Annotated in this window: 13 protein-coding genes; 6 read left to right on the top strand and 7 right to left on the bottom strand. The window is 64.7% G+C overall.

Translation table 11 applies throughout. The features are described from left to right. Positions 1-64 precede the first annotated feature (64 nt). Positions 65-1,189 carry an MFS transporter gene (locus TF1_RS01000; protein ID WP_061783528.1) on the top strand — a complete coding sequence of 375 codons (1,125 nt, stop codon included), beginning with the start codon at positions 65-67 and terminating at the stop codon, positions 1,187-1,189. On the opposite strand, the gene TF1_RS00995 is transcribed toward TF1_RS01000, so the two are convergent. The 4 genes from TF1_RS00995 to TF1_RS00980 form a co-directional block, all read right to left on the bottom strand. Then, positions 1,186-1,923, bottom strand: coding sequence for an MgtC/SapB family protein (locus TF1_RS00995; protein WP_011291778.1), 738 nt, complete (start codon positions 1,921-1,923; stop codon positions 1,186-1,188). The two genes, TF1_RS01000 and TF1_RS00995, sit on opposite strands and share 4 nt — an antisense overlap. A 35-nt stretch (positions 1,924-1,958) precedes the next feature. Beyond that, positions 1,959-3,770: a glycoside hydrolase family 15 protein gene (locus tag TF1_RS00990; protein ID WP_016188599.1), complete on the bottom strand. Its 1,812-nt coding sequence runs from the start codon at positions 3,768-3,770 to the stop codon at positions 1,959-1,961. 281 nt (positions 3,771-4,051) lie between these two features. Then, the gene (gene yczE / locus TF1_RS00985; RefSeq protein WP_061783527.1) at positions 4,052-4,726 is read right to left on the bottom strand and encodes a membrane protein YczE; all 675 of its coding nucleotides are present in this window, start codon (positions 4,724-4,726) and stop codon (positions 4,052-4,054) included. 59 nt (positions 4,727-4,785) lie between these two features. Beyond that, positions 4,786-5,622 (bottom strand): alpha/beta hydrolase, encoded by an 837-nt coding sequence (locus TF1_RS00980; protein ID WP_011291781.1) that lies wholly within the window; start codon positions 5,620-5,622, stop codon positions 4,786-4,788. Between the two features lie 143 nt (positions 5,623-5,765). On the opposite strand from TF1_RS00980, the gene moaA reads away from it, so the two are divergent. Further along, entirely contained in the window at positions 5,766-6,755 is a 990-nt protein-coding gene (moaA, locus tag TF1_RS00975; protein ID WP_061783535.1) for a GTP 3',8-cyclase MoaA, read from the top strand. Between the two features lie 137 nt (positions 6,756-6,892). Here the strand turns inward: moaA and TF1_RS00970 are convergent, their stop codons facing one another. Beyond that, on the bottom strand, positions 6,893-8,533 hold the full coding sequence (locus tag TF1_RS00970) for an N-6 DNA methylase (RefSeq protein WP_061783526.1): 1,641 nt from the start codon (positions 8,531-8,533) through the stop codon (positions 6,893-6,895). Between the two features lie 304 nt (positions 8,534-8,837). Here TF1_RS00970 and TF1_RS16215 point away from each other — a divergent pair, with 304 nt between their 5' ends. Continuing rightward, positions 8,838-9,503 (top strand): type ISP restriction/modification enzyme, encoded by a 666-nt coding sequence (locus tag TF1_RS16215; RefSeq protein WP_218016124.1) that lies wholly within the window; start codon positions 8,838-8,840, stop codon positions 9,501-9,503. A 5-nt stretch (positions 9,504-9,508) separates the two neighbouring features. Here the strand turns inward: TF1_RS16215 and TF1_RS15670 are convergent, their stop codons facing one another. Both TF1_RS15670 and TF1_RS00965 read right to left on the bottom strand, forming a co-directional pair. Then, positions 9,509-9,742, bottom strand: coding sequence for a DUF397 domain-containing protein (locus TF1_RS15670; protein WP_016188605.1), 234 nt, complete (start codon positions 9,740-9,742; stop codon positions 9,509-9,511). Beyond that, positions 9,743-10,597: a helix-turn-helix domain-containing protein gene (locus TF1_RS00965; RefSeq protein ID WP_016188606.1), complete on the bottom strand. Its 855-nt coding sequence runs from the start codon at positions 10,595-10,597 to the stop codon at positions 9,743-9,745. A gap of 628 nt (positions 10,598-11,225) precedes the next feature. Here TF1_RS00965 and TF1_RS00960 point away from each other — a divergent pair. From TF1_RS00960 to TF1_RS00950, 3 genes are all read left to right on the top strand, one after another. Next, on the top strand, positions 11,226-11,663 hold the full coding sequence (locus TF1_RS00960) for an ATP-binding protein (RefSeq protein ID WP_061783525.1): 438 nt from the start codon (positions 11,226-11,228) through the stop codon (positions 11,661-11,663). 316 nt (positions 11,664-11,979) lie between these two features. Continuing rightward, positions 11,980-13,395 (top strand): sulfatase family protein, encoded by a 1,416-nt coding sequence (locus TF1_RS00955; RefSeq protein WP_255266119.1) that lies wholly within the window; start codon positions 11,980-11,982, stop codon positions 13,393-13,395. Further along, on the top strand, positions 13,395-14,231 hold the full coding sequence (locus tag TF1_RS00950; RefSeq protein WP_011291788.1) for a bile acid:sodium symporter family protein: 837 nt from the start codon (positions 13,395-13,397) through the stop codon (positions 14,229-14,231). The genes TF1_RS00955 and TF1_RS00950 overlap by 1 nt, the downstream gene beginning before the upstream one ends. The last annotated feature ends 1,070 nt before the right edge of the window (positions 14,232-15,301 follow it).

The following is a 15,301-nucleotide window of genomic DNA, read 5'->3' as shown; positions in this document are numbered from 1 at the left end:
CCACCAAACTGTGGATTAGAGTGGGCCCATGGCTTGGCAGTATTGACCCGCACCCGAAGCCCGGTTGACGTGGGGCGTCTACGCCTACGCGTTCTTCCAGGACTTGATTCCGCTCTACCCGGTGTATGCGCTGCTGTTCGCCGACACCGGGGCAACTGACGGGCAGATTTCCGCGCTGTTTGCGCTGTGGACGCTGGTGGCGTTCACGTTCGAGGTTCCGTCTGGGCTGCTCGCGGACCGGTGGGCGCGCCGCCCCCTGGTGGCTGCAGCACCGCTGCTCGCCGGTGCGGCGTTCGCGCTGTGGACCCTATTCCCTTCCTTTCCCGTGTTCGCCGCGGGTTTCGTGCTGTGGGGTGCGGGTGGCGCGTTAGGCTCCGGCGCGTTCCAGGCGCTCGTCTACGACACTCTCGCCGCCGCGGGCAGGACATCCGACTATCCGCGGCTGATCGGCCGCTCCCGAGCTTTGGCTACGGGGGCTGTGCTCGCCTCCGGCCTGCTCACTGGACCGCTGCTGCTCATCGGCGGCTATGCCGCAGTGGGGGCAGCGAGTGTCGCCGCGTGTGTGCTCGCCGCGCTTGCTGCAGGGCTCCTCCCTGAGACTCCCCGCCACCGTCCCGTCGCCGGCGAACAGCGGCAGCGGGGAGCCTGGAGTGGTGTGTGGACGCGCCTGCGCCACACCCCCGCCCTGGTAGGTGTGATGGGGGCGTTGGCAGCGCTCACCGTGGTGGACGCGTTGGACGAGTATCTTCCGCTGCTGGCCCGCGCCACCGGGGCCGCGGACTGGGCGGTGGCCCCACTGGTGGTGCTGGTGAGTGCGGGCACTGCCCTAGGCCAGTGGTGTGCGGGCCGCGGCACCCGGTGGACGGGTCCGATCCTGTGCGCGGGCGTGCTGCTGCTCGTGGCTGGAGCGCTCAGCGGCCACCCTGCAGGCATGGTAGGGGTCGCGGCCGGGTTCGGGGCGGGTGCATGGGCGGCCGTGGCCGTGGAAAACCGGATGCACGAGCAGGTCAGCAGCCGAGTACGTGCCACGGTCGCGTCCCTGGCGGAGGCGGGGCGGAGCGTGGTGGCGCTGCTGGTCTACGCCGCCTACGGCACCGGGGCGTTGTGGGCGGGGCCGGGACTGCTGTTCGCGCTGTTGGTCGTGCCCTGCCTGGCCGTGGGAGTGTGGTTGAGCGTGTGGAGGCTTTAGTCGGCCTCGTCCGGGCGGAGGACCCGTACCCGGTGCACCCCGTCGGTTTCCGACAGTCCCGTGGCCAGGTCTCTTGTGGGGGTTTTCCCCGCGAGGACCAAATCCACGTCGACGACGGCTCGCCCGTCACGGGTGATCTGCCGCTGGGTGGCCACATTGTGGACAGTGAACCCGTACTGGGTGGCCTGTGCCAGGATCGAGCGCAGAATGCCGCGCCCGTCGTCGTAGGTGACCCGGAACAGGGACATGGCGGGCTGGGAACGGGTGAGCAGCCGCAGCAGCGGGGGATAGCCGAGTACGACGATGAAATAGGCGACGGTCACCCACAGGCCGAGCAGCCACAGTCCGGCACCGCACGCCATACCGACCGCGCACGACACCCACACGGCCGCAGCGGTGGTGAGCCCGCGCACCATGTCGCGGCGCACGAAGATCAGCCCGGCGCCGATGAAGCCGATACCGGACACGATCTGCCCGGCGACCCGGGAGGGGTCCAGCATGATCAGCCCGTCGACGATCACGTCGCCGAACCCGTACTTACCGACGAGCATGAACAGCGCGGACCCTAGCCCGACGAGCGTGTTGGTACGCAAGCCGGCGTTCTTGTTACGCCATTCCCGTTCTAAACCGATCAGGGAGCAGAGCACAAGCGCGCTGAGCAGCGCGACCCCTTGCGGCCAGCTTTGTACCGCGAAATCTGTGAGATTGGTGGCCATGGCCGTGATCACTCCCATGGCCACCCCTACTAACCCATTGTGGCGGAATTTAATCAGTCAGTTTCGCTGCGCCGGTATCCGTCGTGGTGGGACAGGTTGAGTGCCGTGGTCACCAGCGGGAAGTGGCTGAACGCTTGTGGGAAGTTACCGACCTGGCGGCCCAGCCGCGGATCGTATTCTTCCGCGAGCAGTCCCACGTCGTTGCGGAGCGACAGCAGCCGTTCGAACAGTTCCCGCGCTTCCTTTTCCCGGCCAATGGACAGCAGCGCGTTCGCCATCCAGAAACTGCACGCGAGAAAGGCACCTTCGTCACCCGGCAACTGGTCGGCACCGTCTTCGATGCCGGTGCGGTAACGCAGCACGAAACCGTCGACCATGAGCTCTTCGCGGATCGCCTCGATAGTGCCGATGACCCGCGGGTCGTCGTAGGGCAGGAAGCCCACTTCAGGGATGAGCAGCAGTGCGGCGTCCAGCTCCCGGCTGCCGTAGTACTGGGTGAAGGTGTTGCGTTCCGCGTCGTAGCCGTATTCGCACACCTCGGCGTGGATGGTGTCCCGCAGCGCCTTCCACCGCTCCAGCGGGCCTTCCATGCCGTACTCTTCGATCATGCGCACAGCCCGGTCGGCCGCCACCCACGCCATGACCTTGGAGTGCACAAAGTGCTGGCGCGGCCCGCGCACCTCCCACAGGCCTTCATCGGGCTCCGACCAACACCATTCCAAGTAGTTGACGAGGGAACGCTGCAGGCCCCACACGTGCTCTCCCGCGGCCATGCCCGCCTTTTGCGCCAGGTAGAGCACTTCCATGACTTCGCCGTAGACATCCAGTTGGTACTGGTTCACGGCGGCGTTGCCGATCCGCACTGGCCGAGAGTTCTCGTAGCCGGGCAGCCAGTCGGCTTCCCATTCGGCGAGTCGCCGTTCGCCGCGCACCCCGTACATGATCTGGATGTGCTGGGGTTCGCCGGCCACGGCCCGCACCAGCCACTCCCGCCAGGCGTGCGCCTCGTCGGTGTAGCCGCTGCGGATGAGCGCCTCCAGGGTAATGGTGGCGTCCCGCAGCCAGCAGTAGCGGTAGTCCCAGTTACGGACCCCGCCGATGTCTTCAGGCAGCGACGTGGTGGGCGCCGCCACGATACCGCCGGTGGGCCGGTAGGTGAGCGCCTTGAGGGTGATGAGGGAGCGCACCACGGCTTCCCGGTAGCGGCCCTGGTAGGTGCACTTGGACACCCAGTCGCGCCAGAAACGCTCGGTTTGGGCGAGGGCTTTCTCCGCGTCGAGGTGGTCGGATTCCTCGACGTGGGAGGGATGCCAGGCCATGACGAAGGGGATGCGCTGGCCTGCCGTGACCGTGAAGACGGCGTCGTGCATGAAGTTGTGGCCTTCGAGCGGTACGGGGCCGCTCAGCCACACCGAGTCGGGCCCGGCGACAGCTACCACCTCGCTGTCGACGCGGTGGATCCACGGCACCACGTTGCCGTAGTCGAAGCGCAGGCGGATAGCGGTCTTCATCTGCACGGTGCCGCTGACGCCTTCGACGATCCGCACCAGGTGGGGGTGGCCACCGCGTGGGGGCATGAAGTCAATGAGGCGCACGGTACCGGTTGGGGTATCCCACTCGTTTTCCAGGATCAGAGTGTCCTGGCGGTAGCGGCGGCGAGTAGACCTGGGGTCAACCCCGACAGGACGGATCCACCAGTGGCCGTTCTGTTCGTCTCCCAGCAAAGCGGCGAAACATGCGGGGGAGTCGAAGTGTGGAAGGCACATCCAGTCGATTGACCCGTCCCGCCCGACCAGGGCAGCGGTCTGCATGTCGCCGATCATTGCGTAGTCCTCGATCAGTGCGGACACGCCGATCACCCCCATCAAACATTCGTGGATGGCCCCGTATGGACGGGTCACTGAAAAACGGGGACGCGGTAGCGGAGGATCTCCGTGTTGCGCTCCCGGACTCCGTTGCAGGCAACGTTAGTCCTGCCGGAGAGCGTCTGCTGCCACCTAGACCGATGTATAGGTCACGTTCCCGACACAACGCCCCGGAAGGGGGAGATTTCGGTGGAAAGAAGGGTATGAAAGAATCTCATTGCGTAGTTCGCGTGTAATGTCCTGTTCGCTGATAGTGAAGGTTCCGGGGAACCGCCTCCACGCTATCCCGCCACACGCCGATCCACGTGGAATGGCGGCAAGAAGAGTTGCGTGAGTGGCCCGATTGCCAGCGCGAACACCAGGGTGCCCACCCCCACCGTGCCGCCCAGGACGAACCCGGCCGCCACCACCGCCACCTCGATCAAGGTGCGGGCCACCGAGATCGACATGCCGCGCTCCGCCAGCCCGGTCATCAGACCATCCCGCGGCCCCGGGCCGAGCCCGGCACCGATGTACATGCCGCCGCCCGCCGCCACAGCCACAATCCCCACGACGAGCAGCACAACCTGCCCCACGAGCCCGTCCGGGGCAGGCAGCCACAGCAGCGAGACGTCCAACGCCACCCCGATCCCCGTCGCGTTGAGCAGAGTGCCCAACCCGGCGCGCTGCCGCAGCGGAATCCACAGCAGGATCACGATGACGCCGGTGATGATCACCCACGTGCCGATCGACCAGCCGGTCCGCAGGTGCAGGCCTTGGTGCAGCACATCCCACGGGGCGGCACCCAGCCCGGACGCCACCTGGGCGGCCAGGCCGAGCCCGAACAGGTACAAGCCGACACACAGTTGGACGAGGCGCCGCAGCCTCGGCTGCGGCAGCAGGGGAGTGATGAGGGTCCGGTGGACTAGCGACCGCCAAAAAGCGGGGGACTCACCGGGGGTTATCGGTCGCGTCATGGGGACGATCCTGGCGTGTCCGCTTCCGGCAACGCCAACCGGGGTAGGGAAATACCAGCTCACCCGCTGTCGCGCGCCTGCGCGGCGATCCGCGCCGCGAACCGCGCCACTTCCCCGAGCACCTCGTCGCGGTTGGTCTCGTTGAACACCTCGTGCCGCGCCCCCGGGAAGATCCGCGCCGTCGTGTCCGGCCCCGCCAGGGTGAGAATCCCCCGCACCGTGCCCTCCAACGGCACCAGAGCGTCGTCAGAGCCGTGCAGCCACAACAGAGGTGCCTCCACCTTCCCCGCCGCCGTAGCGCGCGCCAATTCCACGCGGAAGGCCTCCAGAGTGGGCCGCTTGAACGGGCCGTGCCACACGAGCTCGTCGGCGGCATAGGCCGCGCCCACCTCGGGGTCACGCGACAGGGTCGCCGGGTCGATCGGCACCTCGGGAATCTCGTCGTGGGCCAGCAGCTCGTCGACGACCGCCCACTCGCCGAGCACCGGCCCGCTCAGCACCAGCCCGGACACCTCCTCTGGATGGGTCTGCACGTAGCGGGCCGCGATCAGCCCGCCCATGGAATGCCCGACGACCACCAGCGGCAGCGCCCGGTAGGCGGTGCGCGCCTGGGTGACCACCCGGTGCACGTCCTCCACAATCCCCGCGAAGTCGTCGATGAGCACCCGTTCCCCCGAGGAGGTGCCGTGCCCGCGGTGGTCCACCCCGTAGCAGACCGCGCCATGCTCGCACAGCCAGCGCGCCACATGCTCGTAGCGCCCGATGTGCTCGCCGTAGCCGTGCACCAGCACCACCAAGAAGGCGGGGTCGCCGGCAGCCGGGGCCCACGCCCGCACGTGCAGGCGCTCTGCGCCCTTGGGCCCGCCGGGCAGGTTCCAGTCGCGCACGCTGATCACGCCACGCCCCTTCCTGTTGTCCGTGCCTTGTCGCCCACCGACGATAACGGGGCATTCCACCCCAACCACCGCCCACGTGTGCGCCGCCAGCGGGCTGTCTAAGGTAGAGGGGCCCAGCCGCCGCTTCCGAGGAGGTGACCCCGGTGCTGTCCGACTCCTACGGCAGGGTCGCCACCGACCTGCGCGTCTCCCTCACCGACCGCTGCAACCTGCGGTGCACCTACTGCATGCCGCCGGAAGGACTGGACTGGCTGCCCGCGCCGGAGCTGCTCACCGACGACGAAGTGGTCCGCCTCATCCGGATCGGGGTCACCCTGCTGGGGATCCGTGAAGTGCGGTTCACCGGCGGGGAGCCGCTGCTGCGCCGCGGCCTGCCCGGCATCGTCGCCGCCACCGCCGCCCTGGAACCCCGCCCGCGGATAGCGCTTACCACGAACGGGATCGGCCTCGCCCGGCTCGCCCCCGCCCTTGCCGAGGCAGGCCTGGACCGGGTCAACGTCTCCCTGGACACGGTGGACGCCGACACCTTCGAAAAACTCACCCGCCGCCGACGGCTGGACGACGTGCTCGCCGGGCTCGCCGCGGCCGCACACGCCGGACTCACCCCGGTCAAAGTCAACGCGGTCCTCATGCGCGGCATCAACGACCACGAAGCACCCGACCTGCTCGCCTACTGCCTGGAACACGGCTACCAGTTGCGGTTCATCGAACAGATGCCGCTCGACGCCCAGCACCGCTGGCAGCGCGCCACCATGGTCACCGCCGACGAGATCCTGGACCGGCTCAGCCAGGCCTACACCCTCACCCCGGCAGACACCGCCCAGCGCGGCAGCGCCCCCGCAGAACTGTTCCTGGTCGACGGCGGCCCGGCCACCGTCGGCGTGATCGCCTCCGTGACCCGCCCGTTCTGCGGAGCCTGCAACCGGGTGCGGCTCACCGCGGACGGTCAAGTCCGCAACTGCCTGTTCGCCCGCGAAGAATCCGACCTGCGCGGCCCGCTGCGCGCGGGCGCGAGCGACACCGAACTCGCCGAACGATGGCGGGCCGCCGTCGCCACGAAACTGCCCGGCCACGGCATCAACGACCCCAGTTTCCTGCAGCCGAGCCGCCCCATGTCCGCGATCGGCGGCTGACCACTCCGCGCAGACACCGGCGCACCCCGGCCGGGGTGCCCACGCAACAGAAAAGCGCCCCCGCGGCCTTCCCAGCCGAGAAGACCGCGGAGAGCGCTTACCCAATGGGCCGTGTCCACCCGCACAGGGCGGGGCGACTACTCCCGCTCCGGATCAGTGGGTACCAGGGCCCCGTTCGTGAGGCCTTCACGTGCCAGCCGCACCGTCTGCGACACCAGTTCCGCCGCGCGTTTCGCCTGCCGTTCGAACTCGTCCAACGTGCGGAACACTTCCCCGTAGCGGCGCTGCTCCGCCACATCCATCTGCGGCATGCGCGCCGACCGGGCATCAGTGCGGAACACGCCGCTGGCGCTCGTCGACCGGCGCACGTTCGCCGCGCTCCGCAGGAACCCGTTGAGGAAGTCGGTGTCCAACTGGTCGCTGGTGGACCGCAGCTTGTCTCCGACCACTTCGACCAGGCCGTTGTCGATGAGCTCACCGACCCGCAGCTGGGCACCGCCCAGATCCCGGTCCCCTTCCGCCAACGCGGGCAGGGTCTGCGCCAACGCGTCGAGAACCTCGCGCAGCTCGTCGCAGACTGCCTGGTATTCCGCAAAGTGGTCGGGAACCGGTTGGACGATGTGGTGCGCCGGTGTCAAGTCGACCAGGTCGTCCAACAGGTCGATCAAGGGCACCGTGGCCTGCTGGTGCTCTGCAGGCTCCAACGGCCCTTCCAGGTCGGCATCCGACATGTCGACCATGCGCACCTCGGTGGCGGCATCCGACTCCGAAGTGGGGCGCCGCAACACCCACAAGTGCACCGGCTGGGAGTGCGCGGACGCCAACCCGGCGGGAAGCGCGATCACGTCCGTGAGCAGGCCACGCCGCACCATCTCGGAACGGATCCGACGACCCGTGCGGCGGTAGGCGGCCGACGTGGACATGACGACAATGGCCCGCCCGCCGGGTGCGGTGTGCGCGTAGGCGTGCTGCAGCCAGGCCAGTTCAGCCTCGGCCCGCGGCGGCAGCCCCAGCTCCCACCGCGTGTCCAGCAGCAGCTCTTCACGCCCCCAATCCGCGTTGGAGGTCGGCGGGTCGCAGACGACAAGCTCCACCCGGTGGTCCGGCCAGGCATCGGCACGCAGCGAGTCACCGACCCGCACTTCGGCGGTCGTGGAGTACTCCAGCTCGGCGCGGAGTTGAGCGAGCCGAGCCGCATGCGGGTCGATGTCCTGTCCGGTGCGCTGCGCGTCGGGCGCGCCCACAGCCAGCAGCAGCGACCCCAGTCCGCACGCCGGGTCGAACACGCTGGTCGCGTCCTTCCCCGCCACCTGGGTGATGGCCCGCACCAGGCGGGACGTGGAGGAGGTGTCGGTATCGCCGCGCTGCGGAGAGTTGCGCAGCCGGTCCACCAGGGCGGTGAGCACTTCGGTGGTCGAGGTTTCCTTGGCGAGTTCCCGGGCGATCTGCAGGGCAGCAGAGTCGCGTTCTGCGTCGTCGCGCAGCGCTTCGACAATGTCGCAGATCCCCCGGGCCATCGAGTCCGGGTATTCGGCACGCAGCGCATGCCACAGCCGGACCTCCCCGGATTCCTCGTACCCCTTGTTCTGGCGGTCCAGCCAGGCGCGCACCTGCGACAGTGCGAACAGCGGGCTGGACTTGGTACCCGCGACCGGAGCGGGGAAGTCGTCGTGGCGGCGCCGCCAGTTCGACACGGCAGCCCTGGTCACCCTGGCGAGCCGGGCAATGTCCGCCGCGGTGACCAACTGTTCGTCAGCAGAGTGCGCGGTCCTGTCCATGCCACCACAGTACACGTATGTGTGCTGCGTTAACATCCATATGTTTGATGTGGGTTGCGGGTTTTGATTCTAATGTTTTGATTAATTTTATTTTTGTTCTATTGGGATGAATGAATCATTAATTGCAATCTTTATTTTGTTGGTTGCAGTTTCGAATTGTTGAATTGGTGTTTCCTGGAGAAGATGTCAATCTTGTCTGATTCCCATGTTGTTCCTGATCTTCTTGCTGTCGGTGCGAAGAGTGTCGGTCTGTACTTTGCTCGATACACCTATCGAGATCTAAGCGTTGACAGTGGTTTAAACTTTGGGGAATGAAAGATGTGAGCGAGTAGATAACATTACCAATGCTGCTCTAATAGGGCATCGAGCTGTTTATAATAATCCTAACACAGTCAAAGACGAAATTTTCTACTATATTTATAGTATTCTTCGCTCTCCTGAATATAGGAATCTTTTTGCGTCTGATTTGAAAAAGTCTCTTCCTTGCATTCCTAAAGTCCAAAACTTTTACGGATTTGTTGAGGCTGGACGTAAATCAACCGATTTGCATCTAAATCATAAAAAAGTTGAGCCTTATGGTGGTATTCTTGAGGAAGTAAAACCGAGATCTTTGGAAATTCCTCTAAGAGAACTGTACCGAGTTGCCAAGATGGAATTTCCCCGAGTAAAGGGAAAGGTGGGCCGCTCTACAATTATCTACAACACTTGGATTATGCTTCCCAATATCCCGGAAGAAGCCTATCGCTACCAGCTCGGTGCACGATCCGCAATTGAATGGATTATTGACCGCTGCCAATTTAAGACTGACAAGGCATCAGGAATCGTCAACGATCCCAACGACTGGGCTGACAATCCTCGTTACATAATCGACCTCCTCAAACGTATCGTCACGGACGGTCATGGCCCCAGAGATATAGCCGTACCACAGCAAGCATTAGGAAGGAAAATTGCTGTGAAGGAAGCTCTGTGAGGGTGTCAGAAACCGCGTTCCTTCACCGCGTCGAGGAACGCCTGCCACTCGGAGTGAGGAAACACCAGTGAGCCGAGTTCCCGATGCTTACTGTCACGGATCGCCGCCCCAGCCGCCGAGCTAGCACTGTGTGAGAGCTTGCGGGAGGGGATGGTGGGAAGGTGAGCAACTTCGACACAGGCAGCTTCACCTTGGGAATAGCTGGATTTAAACCAATCGCTCTCAGGAACAGGATGCATTTACCCTTCTCCTCTCCGATGATCACGTGCAATGCGTTCCAGCAGGGTACGAGTCGGCCGTCCTTCATCCAGACAAGCTGCGCGGAGCCGGTTGAAGATCATCCCGTACTCAGCGAGATCTTCTGAGTCTGTGAAGAACATGCCTGAGTTCTGACCTTCGATGTATACGGTGGTGATCCCATGTTGAGCAATACTCATGATTACAAACCCAGCTAGGCGCATCGCTACGTGTGCGCCTGCAGTGAAAGGCAACACCTGCAAGGTGATACCCGGTTCCTGAGACAACTCGATCAGTCGGTCAATCTGATCTGCCATCACCTGAGACGTTCCCACCTGTTGCCGAAGAGCTCCTTCGGCGATGATCAACCAAAGATCGGGACGCTCCGGCTTTGAGAGAACACGCTGACGCTCCATTCGGGCCTGGACCTCGCGGTCCACATCACTGCTGGGATGGAGTGTCGCTTCAATCACCGCGCGAGCATACGCCTCAGTTTGGGCAATTCCAGGAACGATCTGGGATTGGTAGTACTCGATCGAGGTCGCCTGAGACTCGATATTCGCGTATGTCCGGTAGCTACGCTCTAGGCCGTAGGGCTGCCATCGGTCTGGTTGCCGCGCTTCCTTTCGCAAGGAGAGCAGGCGTTCTAGTTGGTCTTCGGCCCCGTAGATCTGGAGAAGGCGCTCTAACGCGGCTGGGCCTGGGACAGCACCGCGATCTCCCGGCGTCTCCCATCTCGCCAGGCTGCCACCAGTGGTTCTGGCTGCCTTCACGACTTCGCTGAACTTGCGATCGCCGCGCAATCGCCTCAGTTCCTGCGCGAGCTGCCACTGGGCGAGTGTCGGATTGCGGTCCATCCCTGAATCCTGCCTGTTCTTCGCATGTGGGTACAACTTGGACAACTCTCAAATGAGACTTGTATTTGTAACTCTCATTCACTTTACTGTAGGTGAAAAAATGATCTCGAGAGGGGATCTCACTCTCGAGCTGCGGGAGAAAGCTCATGGCTGGAGAGCAGCAACTACTTGCAGGAACGGCGGCTTCTTGCTGTAGATCAGGCAGATCTGTATCAGGACAGCGGGAGGAAGAGCAGCGGATTGCTCGAGACAGGAACGGAGTCTAGAGACGTCGGTAATCGCGTGCTCGGATACACACGAGATTTGATCTTCCTGTCCTGATTTCCAGGTCTTCTGGGTTCCCGCGTGGCAACGGGTTCAACGTCACCAACACCAGAAACACCGCGAGAAACCGCTTCGACCTCTCCGCCACGCCGTCCTTGCCGTTCTCTACCTCTGAGCGGGACTGTGCAGCACCGCCTCACCGAGCAAGCATCGGACACGCCGCACCCGTGTCCGTGGCCGCTATGAACGATCCGCGAATCCGAACAGCGACCCGTCTTCGTGCATGGCTAGGGCTCCGGCGGGTGTTGGCCCCACCCCCGGAGCGTGGCCAGCAACCAACCGCTCTCAGACAGGAGTTGCCGACATGTCCATGATGCCGCATCATCCACCATCCGCGCCTTCCGTGAAGGGGGTTTGGCCGTGCCGGATCTACCCCGGCGACCTCTCCCACACTTCCCGGGTGCGCTCTGAGATCCGCGCTGACCTGGCCGCACTCCCGCACCTGCCCGCCGGCCTCGTTGACGCGGTGGAGCTGTGCGCCAGCGAAGCCTTCGCCAACGCTGTCGAACACACCCGCTCCGGTCAGGAAGGCGGCCGGGTCGTGCGCTCCCTCACCCGGCCCGCCCACAACCGGCTGCGTTTAGCCGTCGTCGACGACGGCACCACCGACACCACGCCCCGCATCCCCTGCGAGCGCACCGCGGCCGAATGGGTCGAAGCCGAAACCGGACGCGGCCTCCTCCTCATCGCGGCCCTCGCTACGGGGAATCCCTGCACCGGAAATAAGCGAGCAGGCCAGTAACCTCGCAGAACGGTTACACCGCAAACGCGACAACGATGGAGGACACCAGCGGCTCGTGGGTTGCTTATGGTCCGCAAACAGGGCTCCCCGAAGAACAGTGTCCACCATCGCACCAGAACCCCCGAGAGAAATCAACGCCGCGAAACCAGCACCCATCCCAGGTGGCAACGAGCGGATGATGGCGGCGAAACCGTCCGCGGAGCCCGCGAGCCCACTCCATCAGCAGCCCCGCTGAGTCTGCACGGTGGCGGCGCATACCACTTCCCAACCGGGGTAGCCGGGGCGGCACCGACAGTTGGGAATGAAGGGAGTCACCGTGCCTGGAAACAGGGAACGCGCGTTCGAAAGCACTCGCCAGGGACGGCCCGACCAACCCCCCAACATCCTGTTCATCCTCGCCGACGACCTCGGCTGGGCCGACCTGGGCTGCTACGGTTCCACCACTATCCGCACTCCCAACCTCGACCAGCTGGCCGCCCAAGGCATCCGGTTCACCCACGGCTATGCGGGATCACCTTGGTGCTCCTCCACCAGGATCAGTCTGTACACGGGGCGCTACCCGGGACGCTTGCAAGCCGGCCTCGAAGAACCGCTCGTCACCCGTTCCCCGGAAAACGGCATCCCGGAAGGCCACCCCACCCTTTCCTCACTTCTCGTTGAGGCCGGGTACGCCACCGCCATGTTCGGTAAATGGCACTGCGGCTGGCTGCCGTGGTACAGCCCGTTGCGGATCGGCTTCGAAACCTTCTTCGGGAACTTCGACGGGGCCCTCGACTACTTCGAACACGTCGACACTCTTGGCAAAGCCGACCTGTACGAAGGGGAGACCCCGGTTGAGGAAGTCGGCTACTACACGGAGATCATCTCCGAGCGGGCCGCTGAATACATCACCGCGCACCGCAACCGGCCGTTCTACGTGCAACTCAACTACACCGCGCCCCACTGGCCGTGGGAAGGACCCGACGACCACGAAGTCGGACAAGAAATCCGCCGCCGCTACCAGCAGAGATGGGAGCACTCCCCGCTGATGCACCTGGACGGCGGTTCGATCGCTAAATACGGCGAACTTGTGGAAGCCATGGACGCGGGCATCGGACAGGTCCTGGCCGCTCTCGACAGGGCCGGGGCCGCCGACAACACTATCGTCGTTTTCTCCTCCGACAACGGTGGGGAACGCTGGTCGAAAAACTGGCCGTTCGTGGGGGAGAAAGGCGACCTCACCGAAGGCGGCATCCGTGTCCCGCTCATCGTGGCCTGGCCGGAAGCGATAGCCGGAAACCAGGTGAGCGACCATCCCGTCATCACCATGGACTGGACAGCGACCCTGCTCGCCGCCGCGGGAACCGAACCGCACCCCGACTGGCCGCTCGACGGTGTGGACCTGCTGCCATGGCTGGTCGACGGCGCCGACTTTCCCGCCCACGACCTGTTCTGGCGCACCTCCAACCAGGGGACGCTGCGGCGAGGCCGGTTCAAATACCTGCGTGACCGGCGGGACCGCGCCGTGCTCGGCAACTGGCCGCGCCACTACGGCGACTACCACCTGCTCTACGACGTGACCGTGGACGGCCGGGAACGAGCTGATATTGCCGGACAGCATCCCGAAGTGCTCGCCGAACTGCGGGAAGCCTGGGAGCGGATCGACGCGGAACTGCTGCCCTTCCCGACCACCCACGTGGGCCTGCCGCGGCCCCGCACCGAAGGAGCCCCGGCCGTGAGCGAGCCGGACTGATGCGTCTTCTCCCCGTCCTCATCGACGCGGCAGTCGTGGTGTTCTCCGTGTCCTCCATGCTGTCCGTGGGATTGGGGAACCCCGCAAGAGAGCTTGTACAGCGGCTGCGCGCCACCTCCCGCGTGGTGCGGGCCGTGGCCGCCAACTTCGTGCTGGTGCCGCTGCTCGCCGTCGCCGTGACCCGGCTGATGCCGCTCGCCCCGCCGCTAGCAACCGGGCTGCTGCTCGTCGCCACCGCGGCCGGGGCGCCGTTCCTCATCAAACTCACCGAAGTCGCGGAAGGGGAGATGGGCTCCAGCACCGCACTGCTCGTGGTGCTGCTGCCGGTCACCGTCCTCACCATGCCGATCGTGGTGCCGCTGCTCGTGTCGGGAACCACGGTTTCTGCGGGAGCGATCGCGGTCCCGCTGCTGGTGACCATGCTGCTGCCGCTCGCGGTGGGAATGGTGTTGCGGGAGTGGCGTCCGACATGGGAGCAGATGCTGCGGCCCGTGTTGACGAAAACGTCGACGGTCGCCCTGCTGCTGCTCGTGGCGGCCACAGTCCTAGCGAACTCCACAGCCATCACCGACTTGGTGGTGCAGGGGGCGCTGCTGCCCGCGCTGCTGGTTATCGGGGGCGCGTTCGGGATCGGCTACCTGCTCGGCGGCTCGGATGCCCGGTTCCGGGAGGTGCTCGGACTGGGAACTTCGCAGCGGAACATTGCGGCGGCCACCGTAGTGGCCACCCAGAGTTTCGCCGACCCCCGCATCGTGGTGATGGTGGTCGTCACCTCGCTTGTAGGGTTCGCGGTGCTCTTCCCGGTCGCGGCACTGTTCCGCAAGCGGAGGTCGTGAACAGCCTAAAACGGAATACCGGCCGGGAGGCGGTGGAAAACCAGGGCAGGGGAGGCAAGGTTTCCGACGCTTCTCCCGTCTTAGGAAAGAGACGATTTTGTGGACCTGCCAGGAATGCTGCTGAATGCCAGATTCTCTGAATAAGGTCAGACCTGCAGCATGTCTGTGTTTTGAGGCGAAAGCTCAACACCAGGGGTTTATTCCGCTGTGTCGGGGTGCGGTTACGGAAAGTTGTCGCCGGTGTGAAACGGTGAGTATGAGACATTTCCTCGTTTTTCGAGAAAATCCTGATGCGAAGCGATGTGAGAAGGGGAAACCCCTGCGGTCCCTCCTGATGGAGAGGGGTGGTGCGTTGGTGGCATGCCTGGACAGGCTGTGCCGGACTCGTGGCCGAGCCCGTTTCGGGAGGGCTGGGAGCCGTCGTCGGGAAGAGGGGCAGGAACGCGGGATTCCTGGAGTTGACCTGTAGTTATCCAGTTCTGCAGCGCTTGGATGTGGTCTTTGAGGCTGCCTTGAGTATCCAGCGCGCATGCGTAGTCGGCGCGTTCCCCGACCCCGTTCCGGGGTGCTGCCGCCGTGCTCTGGCTGCACTGCCGACGTGAGGGAAAAGCGGGCTGACTCCGTTCCCGTTGGAGGAGTTTTCGGAAATAGGAGCAGGGGGAGCGCTGCCGCGCGCACGGCGACTGGATATCCCGTTCGTTAGAGCACTACCGGAGTATCGTATTTCAGTAAACGAGGCGGAGGGAATAATGCGTGATTTTTGAAGTCCGATTCACAGCGAATAGGAGAGAGTTTGGTCCTGAGTAAGGAGATGAGGGTATGTCTGGTCGTGTGCTCCTTTTCCGGAGCGTGATGAGTGTGTTTTTGTCCAGTGCCGCCGCCGTGGAATCCGGGGTTTGATCCGTTGCGGTACTCCCGTGTTCTGACTCCTGGCGGTGAGCGCTGCGGAGGGTGCGTCCAGTAAGACGGACCGCAACACGCTTACTCTGCTGGGGGCGAGGGGAGCGCGTCCCGTGCCCTGGGCGGGCCAGCGGGTTCCGTCAGCGGGAGAGGTCGGGGGAGTCGTGCCG

Source organism: Thermobifida fusca NBRC 14071 = JCM 3263 (assembly GCF_001592045.1).
In the GTDB taxonomy this organism is placed as follows: domain Bacteria; phylum Actinomycetota; class Actinomycetes; order Streptosporangiales; family Streptosporangiaceae; genus Thermobifida; species Thermobifida fusca.
The sequence above is the reverse complement of the archived record's forward strand: the minus strand, read 5'-3'. Positions and strand labels throughout refer to the sequence as shown.

Bases quoted from the DNA above. Each gene is read 5' to 3' on its own strand.
- TF1_RS00970 (WP_061783526.1), bottom strand. From the start codon at position 8,533: ATGGACAGGACCGCGCACTCTGCTGACGAACAGTTGGTCACCGCGGCG.
- TF1_RS00995 (WP_011291778.1), bottom strand. From the start codon at position 1,923: ATGGGAGTGATCACGGCCATGGCCACCAATCTCACAGATTTCGCGGTA.
- TF1_RS00965 (WP_016188606.1), bottom strand. From the start codon at position 10,597: ATGGACCGCAATCCGACACTCGCCCAGTGGCAGCTCGCGCAGGAACTG.
- TF1_RS15670 (WP_016188605.1), bottom strand. From the start codon at position 9,742: ATGCATCCTGTTCCTGAGAGCGATTGGTTTAAATCCAGCTATTCCCAA.
- yczE (WP_061783527.1), bottom strand. From the start codon at position 4,726: ATGACGCGACCGATAACCCCCGGTGAGTCCCCCGCTTTTTGGCGGTCG.
- TF1_RS00990 (WP_016188599.1), bottom strand. From the start codon at position 3,770: ATGGGGGTGATCGGCGTGTCCGCACTGATCGAGGACTACGCAATGATC.
- TF1_RS00960 (WP_061783525.1), top strand. From the start codon at position 11,226: ATGTCCATGATGCCGCATCATCCACCATCCGCGCCTTCCGTGAAGGGG.
- TF1_RS00950 (WP_011291788.1), top strand. From the start codon at position 13,395: ATGCGTCTTCTCCCCGTCCTCATCGACGCGGCAGTCGTGGTGTTCTCC.